This is a genomic window from Adhaeribacter sp., from assembly GCF_057359045.1.
In genome coordinates this window covers 20,810-36,029 of record NZ_JBMQUD010000046.1, presented here as the reverse complement: position 1 = coordinate 36,029, position 15,220 = coordinate 20,810, and the positions used below count along the sequence as shown (strand labels likewise).

General features: G+C 39.7%; 14 protein-coding genes. 11 read left to right on the top strand and 3 right to left on the bottom strand.

Annotated elements, in window-relative coordinates; genetic code table 11:
* The first annotated feature begins 59 nt into the window (after nucleotides 1–59).
* From ACO1R6_RS08550 to ACO1R6_RS08510, 9 genes are all read left to right on the top strand, one after another.
* Nucleotides 60–752, top strand: a complete 693-nt coding sequence (locus tag ACO1R6_RS08550) for a hypothetical protein (protein ID WP_486263912.1) — start codon at nucleotides 60–62, stop codon at nucleotides 750–752.
* A 90-nt stretch (nucleotides 753–842) separates the two neighbouring features.
* On the top strand, nucleotides 843–1,271 hold the full coding sequence (locus ACO1R6_RS08545; protein ID WP_486263911.1) for a hypothetical protein: 429 nt from the start codon (nucleotides 843–845) through the stop codon (nucleotides 1,269–1,271).
* Between the two features lie 92 nt (nucleotides 1,272–1,363).
* Entirely contained in the window at nucleotides 1,364–1,870 is a 507-nt protein-coding gene (locus tag ACO1R6_RS08540) for a hypothetical protein (RefSeq protein ID WP_486263910.1), read from the top strand.
* 99 nt (nucleotides 1,871–1,969) lie between these two features.
* Nucleotides 1,970–2,566, top strand: a complete 597-nt coding sequence (locus ACO1R6_RS08535; RefSeq protein WP_486263908.1) for a hypothetical protein — start codon at nucleotides 1,970–1,972, stop codon at nucleotides 2,564–2,566.
* A gap of 135 nt (nucleotides 2,567–2,701) precedes the next feature.
* A complete protein-coding gene (locus ACO1R6_RS08530; protein ID WP_486263906.1) occupies nucleotides 2,702–3,190 on the top strand; it encodes a hypothetical protein in 489 nt (162 codons plus the stop codon).
* Nucleotides 3,191–3,271: 81 nt separating this feature from the next.
* Nucleotides 3,272–4,042, top strand: a complete 771-nt coding sequence (locus ACO1R6_RS08525; RefSeq protein WP_486263905.1) for a DUF6896 domain-containing protein — start codon at nucleotides 3,272–3,274, stop codon at nucleotides 4,040–4,042.
* A 163-nt stretch (nucleotides 4,043–4,205) separates the two neighbouring features.
* Nucleotides 4,206–4,823, top strand: coding sequence for a hypothetical protein (locus ACO1R6_RS08520; protein WP_486263903.1), 618 nt, complete (start codon nucleotides 4,206–4,208; stop codon nucleotides 4,821–4,823).
* Between the two features lie 80 nt (nucleotides 4,824–4,903).
* Nucleotides 4,904–5,674, top strand: coding sequence for a hypothetical protein (locus ACO1R6_RS08515; RefSeq protein ID WP_486263902.1), 771 nt, complete (start codon nucleotides 4,904–4,906; stop codon nucleotides 5,672–5,674).
* 536 nt (nucleotides 5,675–6,210) lie between these two features.
* Nucleotides 6,211–6,438, top strand: a complete 228-nt coding sequence (locus ACO1R6_RS08510) for a hypothetical protein (protein ID WP_486263900.1) — start codon at nucleotides 6,211–6,213, stop codon at nucleotides 6,436–6,438.
* Between the two features lie 373 nt (nucleotides 6,439–6,811).
* Here ACO1R6_RS08510 and gldJ read toward each other — a convergent pair whose 3' ends face one another.
* Together gldJ and ACO1R6_RS08500 are read right to left on the bottom strand one after the other, a co-directional pair.
* The gene (gene gldJ / locus ACO1R6_RS08505) at nucleotides 6,812–8,065 is read right to left on the bottom strand and encodes a gliding motility lipoprotein GldJ (protein ID WP_486263898.1); all 1,254 of its coding nucleotides are present in this window, start codon (nucleotides 8,063–8,065) and stop codon (nucleotides 6,812–6,814) included.
* A gap of 71 nt (nucleotides 8,066–8,136) precedes the next feature.
* The gene (locus tag ACO1R6_RS08500; protein ID WP_486263897.1) at nucleotides 8,137–9,150 is read right to left on the bottom strand and encodes a PorP/SprF family type IX secretion system membrane protein; all 1,014 of its coding nucleotides are present in this window, start codon (nucleotides 9,148–9,150) and stop codon (nucleotides 8,137–8,139) included.
* A 315-nt stretch (nucleotides 9,151–9,465) separates the two neighbouring features.
* On the opposite strand from ACO1R6_RS08500, the gene ACO1R6_RS08495 reads away from it, so the two are divergent.
* Together ACO1R6_RS08495 and ACO1R6_RS08490 are read left to right on the top strand one after the other, a co-directional pair.
* Entirely contained in the window at nucleotides 9,466–12,486 is a 3,021-nt protein-coding gene (locus ACO1R6_RS08495; protein WP_486263895.1) for an AsmA-like C-terminal region-containing protein, read from the top strand.
* Nucleotides 12,487–12,934: 448 nt separating this feature from the next.
* Nucleotides 12,935–13,918: a pseudouridine synthase gene (locus tag ACO1R6_RS08490; RefSeq protein WP_486263894.1), complete on the top strand. Its 984-nt coding sequence runs from the start codon at nucleotides 12,935–12,937 to the stop codon at nucleotides 13,916–13,918.
* Nucleotides 13,919–14,311: 393 nt separating this feature from the next.
* Here the strand turns inward: ACO1R6_RS08490 and ACO1R6_RS08485 are convergent, their stop codons facing one another.
* Nucleotides 14,312–15,088, bottom strand: a complete 777-nt coding sequence (locus tag ACO1R6_RS08485) for an SDR family NAD(P)-dependent oxidoreductase (RefSeq protein ID WP_486263892.1) — start codon at nucleotides 15,086–15,088, stop codon at nucleotides 14,312–14,314.
* Nucleotides 15,089–15,220 lie beyond the last annotated feature (132 nt).

Below are 15,220 nucleotides of genomic sequence, written 5' to 3'. Positions count from 1 at the left end.
TGCTACGGCCGACGGCCTTGCACGCCTCATGCACGAGGCCGTTGTGGTGCATTATAAATATGAAAAGAATACTTCTATCGCTATCGTTTTTGGGATTGCTTAGTTGCTCCACAGAACAGCCAAAAGAAAATAATACTGGAAAAGGAAATTCGGTTCTTCCACAAGAAGCTATATCTGTAAAGGATTCAACCAAAATTATATTAGCTGAAAAGTTAGAAGCTTCTCCTCAAGAAACAGAGGAGGCTCGACAGCTTAAAGACATAGCGACCTCTTTCCACCGCTGGTATATCAAGAATGTAAACAATCCAGACCCCAAGACACCAATTGAAGTAAAAATCGTGGAAGGCAATGCAGGAAAAAGCAAGGTAGAGTACGAGCCATACTTTGAACAGCTAAGAAAGCTGCCCACAGTTTCAGATAAATTCATCCAGCAAGAGAAACAAAGGGTTTCAGGCTGTGCTGAACATATAAGCAAAGTTGACTGGTCAGTTTATAGTGAAGCGGATGCCAACGAGTATGACAAATATTGCGACTGGCTCTACTATTACTATTGGATAAGGAGCCAAGAGCCCCTTACCGACGTGGAAGTTAGCAAACTGGAAAAAAGGGGTGACAGCTGGCTTGCCACATTAAGGTTCTTCGATAATTATGAGGACAAGAAAAATTACGCCGACCATTACCACCCGATTGTCAAGCTCGAAAAAGAGAAGGACAATTGGAAAATAGCTCAGATAACTTGGCAAGAAAAATAACGCACCACAACACTGTATAATAAGCATGTTCCGGCCGACGGCCTCACACGTTTTTTATACTAACCGTTGTGCGGCATGTAAAGAATAGAAATGAAAAGATTACTTATATCAATTGGGCTGCTTTTTATTTCAAGTCAGGGGTTTTCTGATACTCTGGATTATTGGCATGTGTACTACAACGAAAAAGTAATTGCCAAATTCAATGCTGTTGCTAAAAATTTGACAATAAACCTACCTTTAAATAAAATCAAGAAAGAAGACAATATAATAATCCGACATGGAGACGACACTCCTTGCCATAGCTGCAGGTTCTTTCTACTTGTTAGAGATGAAAGAAAAAGGAAGTTAGGAATTACTGAAACAAAAGAGTTCTGGGGGAAGCTATCAATTTCTCTATCAGATTTAGCAGAGATTGCAAAGAAAAATCAAGGTAAGCGGCTCGATTTTTATTATTTTGAAAAAGAAGTTACTGGAAAGAAAAGCTCAGAAAAGTTGGTTTTACAAGTAGTACTAAAATAAAAAACACGACCGCACAACAACGTGTAAACGCTAGCTTCAGCCGACGGCCTCGCCGTCGTTTACACAAGTACGTTAGGTGCAAGAAAAAATAAATGTCTGAAACTATAAAATTAATATCTATAAAGGGTCGATTTGCTTACGGAGTAACGTGTTTAGAATATTTTCTAGATAAAACTGGTGTGAATAATGAAAGCCTAATACAAAAGTTGCTTGAAAGACTATGGGAGTATCCACCATCCAATAGACTAGACCTGTGGGAGGAAAAAATAGAAAATTATATTCCTGAATTTGTTCTTAACGCTAATTTTAATGAACTAAAAGATTTAACAATAAAAGAAATTGAAAATTTAAAGGCATTATATCAGTCTTTCCCCAAAGACTTAATTGACTTAATTGATAATGTTATCGAAATAGGTCGTTGCAATTTGTATGCAGGAGTGGCAGGATTTAGTGAATGTACATTGAACGGTGTTAATACTGTAATTGCAATATTAAAAAATAATCAAATTGCACTTCCTGATTTAAAGCCATTTAAAAAGTTTAAGTTCACTGATTATCATGGTTGGGGAGGTTGCTTTAGCAAAACAGATATTGAATAAAAATTCCAGCACCTAACCCAATGTATACTAAACCCTTGCTTCGCTTCAGGCTTAGCATATACGCGGCCCGTTGGTGGTAATATTAATGATTAATGTAAAGTGAATCTATTAACCCTAATTTTCAGGAGTATTCCATTAATAGCAGTAGGTGTTTATTTAGTTTATGAAGCAACCAAAGAACCAAACGAAGATTTTATTTTCGACGGAGTTTGGATGTTGGGAAAGGCTATTATCGCAATTATTGTTCTTATTTGGACTTTTAATAACAATAGAAAAGAATTTGCTGAAACAAAGTCTGGGTTAAGCTTTCTACCAATTGTAACAGGAATTACATGCTCCATTATATTTTATCTTTTTCAGGCTAAAGAAAATCCATCTATTTTATTTGCAGGGCATGATGGTGGCTATAACGGAGCATCTATTGATTTAAAGGCCGATGGGACTTATAAGTTTTCAAACAGTAGTGGATTAGGAAGTACTTATACTTATGGGCATTACAAGTTAAAAGATAGTATAATCACACTTGATAAATCTATTATTGATAAAGTAATAGAAAGTAATAAACTTGTTATTAGGCCTAATACAAATACTTTCCATCCAGAAAATGACACGTTGATATATCAGTTAGATGAAAATGGAAGAACAAAAGGAACAGCTATAATATTTACAGTTCACAAAGATAGAAGAAATAAATAAAAGTACTCCCACCAACATTGTATAAACGACTGCAGAGGCCGGAGGCCGATGCTGGCGTTTATACTAGACCGTTAGGCAATATCAATGAAAATGAAAAATAAAGGACTTTTTTTATTAGGAAATCTTTTTTAACCTTTGGATGCATCACTAAACCGAAGTCAACTAGTTCGAAGCAAAAAAAAGAATCCGCTGATAGTTTTGGACGGAAAAGTTATTGGAGATACAACTGCTCTTAGAAAAATAAATCCAGAAATAATAGAATCAATAGAAGTTATAAAATATAGTGATAAGAATAGTGAATTCTTAGACAAATTCTATGGACTAGGCGCTAAAGATGGTGTTATAAAAATTGTAAGCAAGTTAACTTTAGAAGATAAACAAAAAGCAATGGCAATAAAGTTAACCCAAGAATTAGAATGCTATGAAAAGTTACCAGAACAATATCTATTTGTTAAAAATGGGATACTTGTTTCCAAAAGTGAAATTAAAAATCTAAAAGAATTAACCTCCATAGAATTAATAGCAGTGGAACGTTTAAAATTCGAAACTGCCAAATTAATTTATGGTAAAGATGCTAAAGAAAATACTATATTAATAAACACTAAAAATGTAATAAAGGAATAACACTACCTAACAAAAGCTAAAAAGCATTAAAACGCTCTTTAGCCACAGCCCGTTGGGTTTAATTTATAATATTATATAACTTTGGAACGAGCAACAGATGTAATAGTAGTTGAGTCAGAGGAGCACATTCCATCTATTGCAACTATCCACTCCATCCCAAGGGGTAAGTCACTAAAGCTATTGTTTGGAGCATCCGTTCTTAAACAGCGCGGTGAGATTGGCAAAAGATTAGGGGAAGAACTCACAGAGTTTAAAGTTGCCGTCCATACTGTTGAACCTGAAATCAACATAGCCAAACTGATAACGGACCAAGAGATAGAGGAAAACCAAACTTTTTTCGAGCAGTGTGCAAAGGATTACAGAGCTTTAGGAGAAAACCTAATCTTTAGATTAGCTAAAAAGCTAAAGGTTGATTTAGACAGGGATTTTCCTTTAGGTACTTTCTATGAATTGAAAATGCCTTCGGGACACATGGGTGAATGGAGGTATTATGTTCATGGCTTTCACTGTTTCTATGAAAATACAATTACCCAGCAATACATTGAGGTGCCGCTGGTGTTCAGCTATGAGTTCGGCGACTTAGACCCATATTTCTTCATTGGGTTTATAAGGTCTACCAAAGCATATTACCCCTTGCCTGTTGATATTTATGATGATTACGCTGAAGGTGTAAGGATTCTGGAAAAAATGCTTTCCCTTGGGAAATTTGAAAGTGTCCATTCCAATGTAGGTAATCATTTCGGCGTGGTCGTAAAAGATAGGGTTAAAGTAGAAATAACTCCTTACAGAGAAGGTATTTTCACAAGAAGTAAACCTAAATTTAATCTATGGAGATTCCTGGGGCTTAAATAAAAACGTACGCACAGCAAGGTGCATAAGCCATGTCACGGCCGACTGCCTCGCACGTCTTATGCACTAGACGTCAGGCGTTACTGAGAATTTATTTTAAAGTTTATAGGCACCCTCATCAACCATTTTTGCATCTGAACTATAAATAACTAAAAAGACAAGTATTATGCTCAAAACACTATCGCTGCTAGTTTTTGTTTGCCTCTATCAATTTTCAAGCTCTTTTGGTAAACACAATCTTCATTATTTAGAAAACGAAGCTTTATTCAGTAGCCTCAAAAATAGTCTAGTTAATGCATCAACTAAAGGTAAAATTACCAATGATACGTTACATTTTGTTCTTGATGATGATTTTATGTTTTATCCTTTTGGATCATTTGATAATATTAAAAACCTGCAAAACTCACAGCCAAATTCATGGATTTTTAATAAAAGAATGGTTGCCCCTTACAAAGATAAAACCCATAAAAAAGAGAAGATTTATTACTTAAATACTAAAAATAGTTTTCTGGGGGCATATTTCAATGAGAACTCCAAAAAATATGAAATAGTAAATTCTATAATAATGGACAATGAAATGTCATTAAAAAATGGAGTTTCACTAGGTATCACTAAAGAGGTCTTATTTAAGGCCATTAAGATTGATCCAGGAAAAGGCATTGCTGCCATAAATGTTGTACAGCTAGAATCATCAAACAAAGCCATAAATCACTATTATAGGTTTGCTGACAATAAGCTAGCAGCAATTGTGATTTTATCAGAGCATTTCTATAAAGTTAAATAATCAATAATAGCTTCGCACAACAGTACCTATACGGTAGCTACGCCACCGCATAGGCTAGAACGTTGGTATTAATTTATAAGATGAAAAAAATATCTATTATCCTAATAGCTGCACTATTCGGTGTTTCTTGCTTTAGAAAAAAAGCAGTAGATTTTTCACGTACTGATTTAAAGAACGAAAAAGAAGAAGCGACTTCACAGCCAACTTTGCCTTTTCTATTATCAGAACTTGATACAATAATTGTGAAAGATTACACATTACGTTTAACCCAGATTTCTAAATCAGATTTCCAAAAAAATAAACTTATAAATCCTGATTCCTCTGAATCTAAAAACATACTTTCCGACTCAGCAAGAGTGAAAAGGATTGGCAGGAAGCTAGTATTTAACATTCCTTCTACTCAGAAACAAGTAATACTGGAAGATACTTCACCTGAACAAGAAACAGAGGCAGAAGATGCTTTAGTAAGATACAAGTATTTAGATAATCTTAAAGATATTTCTCAATGGCTTGTATATTATGCCCTTTGGGAGGGTTCCGGCTACTTGCTGATAGACCAAAGGACTGGTAACAAAAGAACTGTTTACGGCATACCGGCAGTCTCACCAGATAAGAAACTATTTATTTGTGGCTCAGCTGACTTGGTTGCGGGCTATAACCCAAACGGACTGCAATTATTTAAAATTAATAATAGCAATATTGAGCTTGAGTGGGAAAGGGCGCTAACAAAATGGGGGCCAGAAAAATTAATTTGGGAAACTAAAAATAGTTTCCTAGCGGAACAGATTATGATGGACTCAGACCATAACGAGCAGACTAAATATATTCGCTTGACTTTAAAGAAAAACTAATGCCAACACAAGCTAAAGTACACTAAAGCGTGCCTTAGCCGCGACCCGTTACTATTAATTTGAAATTAAAGAAGACTTTAATCTTCAAATCACCTGTAAACTACATGGGAAGAGAAACATACACATATAAGCTTGATAAAGAAAAAATCAGTACTAACCTTATCATGTTATTATTGAACGAAACACAAATCCCAATTAGCTTCACTAATTACATTTCACAGGAGATTAACCCACCGCGTGCTGAATATAATCGAAAGTATAAAACGGAATATTACCCACGCTTGGATGCCTACCGAATAGTAGAAAATTAAAAGATTTGCAAAATTTAGCTACTGTTTCTGATGTAGCTTTATCTTATAATTGGCTCTGGAAGATATTCAATTTCGGCAACATAACTGCGGAAGAAACCAATTCTATATTAGAGTATTATGGATTTACAGAAATGTATGAAATTGGGCAAAAAGATAAATGCTGGGTCTATGGAAATCAAATGGCTGAATATAAAGATAGGAAAGCGTTAGACTCTTCTAGTTATAATGGTAATTTATTACCTATATACTTCTGAATTTTATAAAAAATATTTAGCTTATCTTCTAGTGCTTTTAAGTAAAATATGTTTAGATAAAGACTATAAAAACAATGATTTAGATTATACAGTTAAAGAATTAGCCTTTCTAAACAAGTATGAAACTAACAAAGTTTTAGAGCAGCAAACGGAAAAAGCATTAGAGTATATAAGAAATGAAACTAAAGAAGAGGATTAAAATGAAAAAGGGGAACCTAATTACCGCCGGTCTGCAACAGCGAGTCATTATCTTGTAGCATATCAAATGTTTCATCAGATTAAGGAAGTTCAGCAAAGCATAATAGACTACCATGGTAAGATCTTCATCTTTGATAGCTTCTGACATTTAAATAAATACCATTCTTCGAGAAAAGAAGAAAATTAAATTAAAATAATGAAGAAGTCAAACCAGTTATAAGGAGGTTATTAAATAAAAACAGTTGCTAACAGAATAACTTTTAAATGATTTTTGAAATCAAATATTTTGATTAGCGCAAGAATTTGGCAACTATATAAAAAACAAAAAGCCTGAACCATATTGGTCCAGGCTTTTCTTTTAAAGTATTTTATTATTAACGGTTAGAACCAGTGTTAATCATGGCGCAACGGAAACCAATGGTAGCAGTAGCTGAATCCTGGGCCATAAACCGGCGGGTACCCGGCGATAACCAGTAAGCTACGTCTTTCCAGGAACCACCTTTATACACGCGCACTTCGTCGGTAATCAAAGATTCAAAGCCACCAGCCGCACCCGCTGCATAATCAGTTGCCGGGTCGGTGGTACCACCAGAACGGCGTACCGGGTTCAGGTCTTCTACATCCTGGAACGATAACGGCCGGTACACATCTTGTACCCACTCGTTTACGTTACCTGCCATATTGTACAAACCAAAATCGTTGGGTGGGTATGAATACACGTATTCGGTAATCATCGCACCATCGTTCAGGCTACCGGCAATACCGGCGTAGTCACCGCGGCCGCGTTTAAAGTTAGCTAAAAACTGCCCCTGACGTTTGCCATACGGGTTACGCAGTTGGTGGCCGTCCCAAGGATAAATACGGCGGTTGGCCTGGTTCTCGTCTTCGTCTAACTGGGTACCAATCATAGCCTGGGCAGCGTATTCCCACTCGGCTTCGGTTGGGAGCCGGTAGTTAGGCAAATGCATACCCGACTCTATAGAAAGGTTATTTCCGCCTTCGGCTGGTGCTTCGGCATCACCGCCAGATTTTCTTTTACCAAAAATACCAAATTTACGTTTGCCGCCGGTAGTACCACCAGAAGCTAATTTCTCGTTTACTTTAGCCGAACGCCACAAGCAATAATCGTTGGCTTGTTCCCAGCTTACCCCTACTACCGGGTAAAAACGGAAACCAGGGTAACGCAGGTAATATTGCTTGTATGGGTCGTTAAAAGAAAGTTCTCTTTCCCAAACAGTTGTATCGGGTAAAGCCGAGCGGTAAAATTCTTCAGCAGAATCTCTTTTTACAAACATCAGGTACTCCAGCCAGTGAATGTTGGCCACCTCGGTTTCGTCCATAAAAAAAGAGGCAATGGTAACCGTACGTTCAATGTTGTCGCGGGTCATGGCTACATCTTCTTCACTGGAACCCAAAGTAGTACGGCCCCCTTCAATAAATATTAAACCCGGCCCTTCCGGCATATCGGCGTAATCTGCCACCTGGAAGCCTTCTTCTTCGTTGTATTCAATACCGGTTTTGGTACTGTAGCGGCCCGGATCGGTACTGGATGGGTTCCCGCGTTTGTTACACGATGCCAGGAGCATAACGCCGGCGGCAGCGTAGGTTACGTACTTTAAAAAATTCATAAATATTTATTCATTACCTGTTTGGACAAATTTAATAAGAACTGCTGTATAATTTGCAATATTATATAAAATTAAATAGATGGCAAAGCTATTCGTTTATAATTTTTTCCGGAAACCCGTTTTTTAAATATTTTATTATAATCTATCTTTTCAAAAGATAATGATATTTCGTGTGCGCCTCCGTTGCGGGTGCCAAACGGCGAAACCGGCACGTCATAACTGTATCCAATCTTCCACGGATCAAGCACAATACCCGCAATTAAACTAACCGACTGATCATACGCATAATTGCTCAATAAGGGTAAGCCGCGGTACAATATTCCAAACGTAAAAGGTGTATAGGTAGTATATACCGCAATATCACTTTTTTTAAAAGGCCCTTGCTGGGTATACGTAATACTGGGCGTCAGGCTCCACTCATGCGGCTTGTTCAGGTAATAATATTTATTTAGTACCCATTTATAGCCGCCGTTCAGGATTATTTTCGCCGGTAAAACCGATTCCTGGTTAAAACCGGTGTTGGGCCGGTTTAAATGCTGCCCCGCTAAACTAACCCAAAAATTATTGTTATACAGCACTGCGCCTGTACCTACGCTTATATACCGCACCGGGTCGTAAAAGTTTAACTCCAATGAATTAGGGTTGGTCGTACCGTCGTCGTTTAACTGGTCGCCAAACGTCAGGCGGCTGTAATCCAGGCGCTGCGAATTATAACTCAGCTGCATACCTACGCTAAAAAGTAAATTTTCGTTCCAGTTGGCCTGGTAAGCATATTGGCCGCCTACCTGAAATTTACCCAGACCGCCCTCACCGGCTTTATCCGAAGACATGGTTAAACCCACCGAAGAGGTTTGGTTGCGCAGGCGATAATAACCGGCAAACTGGTTCGTTACAAAGCCTTTGGGTAAACTGGGCCACTGGTTCCGGTAAGTTAAAATGCCGCTGTAATCGGCGTGCAAGCCTGCATAAGCCGGGTTCAGGTGCAGCCGGTTAGCGTATTGCTGGGTAAAATGCAGGTCCTGGGCCTTACTGGAAAAAGCAACCAAACCGAACAGGCATAATATTTGAATAACCTTAAATTGCATGAAATTTTTTAAACGTTGCCAATGTATAAATTCCGGTAAAAATTGGCTACGCTAAAACAACGATGGCATAAGCGCTTCGGTATAAACGCCCGTATTTTATTTAAAGTACAAAACAAAGCGGGAAAATTTTGCCTAACTTCGTTCTATTGTTCCGGGCTTTAATTACCAGCTATATTTTTTATTTTACCAGGAAAATAGAAAAGCTTAGTTTTTCGCCGGTAAAAATAAAAATATAACCTTATTTATATAGGTATTGTTTTCAGATTCGTAAATAATATAAAACAACACCGAACCATAATCCTATAAATATACATTATGAAAAAGCTTTTTATTGGTCTTATTATTTTGGTGGTAGTGCTTTTTGCCGCCGCTGCCTTAACACCTTACCTGTTTAAAGATAAAGTAAAGCAGGTATTGGATAAACAAATCGAAAAAAGTGTAGCTGCCAAGGTTATTTATAAAGCCGATGACGTGAGCCTGAGCTTGTTCCGGCATTTTCCTAATTTGTCTTTAACCGTAAATAATTTAACGGTAGTTGGTATCGATTCTTTTCAGCGCGATACCTTGGCCGCTTTGCCGGCGTTTAGCATGGGCCTGGATTTAATGAGTGTAATATCCGGCGACGAGCTAAAAGTTAAATCGATAAACCTGGAGGAGCCCCGCATAAAACTGGTGGTGCTTAAAAGCGGCAAAGCCAACTGGGATATTTTTAAAACCGATACCACCGCCCAAACACCTACCGATACAGCTACCAGCGAGTTTAACATGGCTATTAAAGGCTGGAATATTAAAAACGGCACCTTTATTTACGAAGATTTAAGCATACCCCTGGGGCTGGTGGCGCACCAGGTAAACCACAGCGGCAGCGGCGACTTTGAGCAGAATATTTTTGATTTGGTATCTAAAACTACAGCCACCGGTTTTACCATGACCTACGGCGGCGTTAATTATTTAGAAAATACCCAACTCGATGCCGATGTAACCCTGGCTCTGGACTTAAATAAATCGCAGTACACGTTTAAAGAAAATAAAATCAAAATCAACGAGTTTCCGTTTGGGTTTAATGGCTCTATTTTAATGCCCACCGACGACATTGACCTGGACCTGACTTTCCAGGCGGCGGAAACGGGCTTTAAAAATATTTTGTCGATTGTGCCGGGCATGTTTACTGAGAAGTTTAAAGACATCCAGACCGACGGGAAAATGGCGTTTAAAGGCTATGTAAAAGGCCGCTTTAACGAAACCTCAATGCCGGGTTTTGGTACGGAGTTGCAGGTAGTAAACGGCCGTTTTAAATACCCCGAGTTGCCGCAGGCTGCCACCAATATTAACATAGATTTAAAAGTAGATAACCCCACCGGCGATATAAACAAGACCAACATTTGGGTAAATAAATTTCATTTGGATTTAGGCAAAAATCCTGTAGATGCCCAGGCAGTAATTCAGGGCCTGGAACCCATGCAGGTAAACGGCAACGTAAAAGCCAACATCGATTTAACCGAAATGACAAAAGTTTTTCCGGTAGAAGGCATGACCTTGCGGGGCTTATTAAACCTGAACGGTACCGCCAAAGGTACTTACAGCAAAACCCAAATGCCCGTGGTTAGCGCCCGCCTGAACCTGGCCAACGGCTTTATTAAGTCTAAAGATTTTCCGGCGCCTATTCAAAACCTGAATCTTTCTTCTACCATTTCGAACACTACCGGCAACACCGACGATACCCGTATTGTAGTAGATAAATTTAATATGCTGCTCGATGGCGAGCCGCTGCAAGGCCGGGTAACCATCCAGGATATAGATAAACCGGCTTTTGATGCCCAGATAAAAGGCGTGCTGGATTTAACCAAACTTACTAAAATATTTCCGCTCGAAGGCATGACTGTAACCGGCCGCATTAATGCCGATGTAGCTACCAAAGGCAAAATGACGGATATTGAAGCGGGCAAATACGCCAATATTACGTCTAGCGGTACCATGCAGGTAAATAATTTAACGTACGTTAGCACCGATTTGCCGCAGGGCATGAAAGTAAACGAGGCCCAGGTAGTATTTAACAACGAAAATATTAACGTGCAGCGCATGAACGGCGCCGTAGGTAAAAGCGATATTCAGGTAAACGGCACCATCTCTAATTACATGGGCTATCTGTTCTCTAAGAACCAGCCTTTGCGCGGTAATTTAACCCTTAACTCTAAACGGTTTGATATAAACGAGTGGATGGTAAGCGAAGATACCGGTAAACCTGCCGAAACGCCCGCCGAAGGTGTGGTAGAAGTACCCGCCGACCTGGATTTTGTTTTAAACACCTCTATAGGCGAAGTTTTGTACAGTAACATGAAGTTAAACAATACCCGCGGTACCGTTATTATAAAAGACCGGATTGCCCGCCTGGAGAAAGTAGCTTTTAATACCTTGGGCGGAAGCTTTGTTACTACCGGTACTTACAATACCCAAAACCTGCAGCACCCCCAGTTTTCGGTTGGCTTAGATATAAATAACCTCGATTTTAAATCGGCTTACAACACCTTTAATACCATTAAAGCTTTGGCACCCATTGCCCGGTTATTAGATGGGCAGTTCTCTACCACGTTTAATTTTTCGGGTGAGTTGGGCAAAGACATGATGCCGGTATTTAGTACTTTAACCGGTAAAGGGGTGGTGGAAGTAATTAAGGCCGTGGTTACCAACGTTAAAGTGCTGGAACGCATTAGTGAAGTAACTAATTTTGATGAAGTCCGGAACCTGGTCGTAGAAAATAAAGATTTCAGCGCCGAGATTGTAGGCGGTAACCTGGTGGTAAAACCTTTCGATATAAATGTACGCGACATAAAAATGACCATTGGCGGCACCAACAGCATTGATGGTAAGTTGGCTTACGTTACGGCCCTGGATGTGCCCACCGGCAAAGTGGGCAACGCTTTAAACGCCAAGCTTACCTCGCTTACCGGTTTGCAAAATATTAAAGGTACCGACCGGTTAACCTTAAATTTAAATATTGGTGGTACGCTTACCGAGCCCAAAGTAGCCTTAGCGGGTGGTTCGGCCAAAGGCCAAGCCAAAGAAGTAATCCAAAATGTAGTGCAGGCTAAGCTCGAAACCGCTAAAGATAAGCTAGAAGTAAAAAAACAGCAGGTACAGGATAGCTTACGGGCCGAACTGGACCAGAAACGCATCGAAACCGAAGCCAAAGCTAAAGTTGAATTAGAAAAAAAACGGGCTGAGGCGGAAGCGCAATTGAAGCAGAAAGCCAATGAGAAATTAAATTCTTTGTTTAACCGCGGCAAACAAACAAAGCCTGCCGCTACTCCGGCGGCGGCTCCCGATTCTGTTAAATAATACGCTTCTTTTACTGCTTGTAAAAATAAAAAAGTTATATTTGCAATGGCTGTTAAAATGGAGTTGACAAAATTTTAATTAATGAGTCAGCTCCTTTTACGGCCATTTATTTTTTATTCTGGTTTATATCTACCTGCCCCACTACTCCCGTTTTTGTAATAAATTGATTTCCAATAATAACAGCCAATTTATTTAAGAAAAGAAATCAATATTAAAAAAGAGAACTTTATAAAACCGGTTAAAACTAAGGGTATTGTTGCTATCTATTTAAAACAGAAGCCGTAACATTAACCAGGTAAATTAAAATATTGGCGGGCTAAACAGCTAGGTTTTGGTTTTCTTGTTTTAGCGTCGGTTTTACAGAATCAATTAGATATTTTTAACCAGTTTACCTTTTTTCAGTATTTATTAGTTTACAAATAATGCGGCCAGGTAGCCGCTAATATATATGAATCCCAAAAGATTAAATAAACTTATCAGTGATAGTGGGTTTTGCTCCCGACGCGAAGCCGACAAGCTGATTGAACAAGGCCGGGTTACCGTTAACGGCCGCACACCCCAGGCTGGTACGCAAGTAACGGCTAAAGATAAAGTCCGGATCGACGGGGAATTATTGCACGTGCGTGAAGAAGAACCGGTTTTTTTAATATTTAACAAACCGGCTGGTATTTCTACGGCTACCGATACCAAAATAAAAAATAATATTACCAGTGCCCTTAATTACCCGGCTTCGTTGCTGCCGGTGGGTTTTCTGGACCGTGAAGCCGAAGGCTTGTTATTTTTAAGCAACGACACCGAACTGGTACGTAAGTTAAATCGGGCCGATAACAAATACGAAAAAGAATATTTGGTTACAGTAGATAAAATGCTGACTCCGGAATTTCTGGCCAAAATAAGCGAAAGTGGCACAACTCCCGGCGAGAAGAACCATGTAGTACGCGAAGCTCCTAACCGTTTCCGGATTGTGCTGGCTCCGGGTACCAACCACCACCTGAAAAAGATGTGCGAAGACTTAGGTTACAAAGCCGTGCACTTACAACGGATTAGATTGGCAGGTTTTACCACCACTAAATTGCCGGTGCGTACCTGGCGCGTGCTAACCGATACCGAGTTGGCTGAATTAAAAAGTATTTTGGGTACCCGCGCCCGGAAAGATTCTACTCCACGCCACCAAGACGAAGACTTCTATGATGAATTAATACCTGCACGGCCTGTTGCCCGAGCCCGTTCCGGGGGCAGAAAACCAAACCAAGCCGCCAATACCGGTCGCCGTGGGCCACAAAGCCGTGCTGCCGCCACTGCTGCGCCCGGAGCACCTGTTGATAAAAGTACGCCTAAAAGCCGCTTAAATCCGGTCAAAGGCCGTAAAACAAATACCCCAGGTGGTCGCCGGGGCCGGGCATCGGGTGGAAATTCCCGCAAAGCCCGTTAGTTTCAACAACAATAATTAAAATATTCCTGACGGAAGAATGTATAATAGCGGAATGTACTTTTATTTGATTGCTTAGTGCGCGTTAAATTAAAGAACTTGTTTCGGGTTTTATAAAATACATAAAATAGTAGTAACTGCTGCCATTGGTGGTGTTATCACCGCCAATATTTTAGCTTCTGCCCGACTAGTTGCCAGTGAAAACACGCAGCAAGGGCAAACGTTAATACCATTTCCAAAACTCTAAACAGCTTCAAATAAAAGTACATCTCTACCAACAAGATCATCTGAAATAGTTCGAAGAATTTCAGCATGATCTTGTGGATTTATTATTTAGACTAAAGCGCAATTCCTCCTGAATAGAGGAGTATAAATATCGCTGAAAGGCCTTACCCCTTAAGCCCCTTGCCCCATAAATATCGATAAGCCGCCATCCATGAAATAACTGGAGCCCGTAACGTAGTCTGAATCGGAAGAAGCCAGGAATACCGCCAACCGGCCAATTTCTTCAGGGTTGCCAGGCCGCTTCATGGGTATGTTTTCGGCTTTTTCTTCCCTTACTTCTTTATTATCTACGGCCTCCTGGTTCATGGGCGTTAAAATCATGCCCGGAGAAATATTATTTACGTTTATGCCGTCTTCGGCCAGTTCCAGGGCTAGGGTGCGGGTCAGGTTCCGGACAGCCGCTTTCGAGGCGCAATAATCGGCGGTGCCCGCCGAAACAATTTCTTCGTGCACCGAGCTTACGTTTATGATTTTGCCTTTGCCACCTTTTTGTTTCCGGTGCCGGATAAAGGTGCGGCAGCAGAAGAATGTACCGTACAAATTGGTGCGGATGGTACGGTCAAATACCTCTGTATCCATATCGGCTACGTTTATACCCGAGCCGTTTACAGCCGCATTATTTACCAGAATATCAACGGTATTAAATTCTTTTAAAGCTTGCGCAAATAAGTTTTCTACCGCCTGCTCATCGCTAATATCTACCTGCAATACTATTCCCTTGCGATTTTGTTTTTGTACCTGCGTTAAGGTTTCCTGGGCTCCTTCTTTATCTGACCGGTAACAAACAATAATATTGGCGCCTTCTTTGGCAAATTCAATGGCGGTAGCACGGCCAATGCCTGAATCGGAACCGGTAATAAGGGCTACTTTTCCGTTAAGTTTCTGCATAATATATACACGTTTGGGTAGTTGATTTATATAACTACATGGTTTAGACCCTTAAACATACTTGCCGGAAGCGCCTAATGTTTTGGTATATTGTTAAATGTCGGTAAAAAGATACATGAAAGCTGAGGTTAG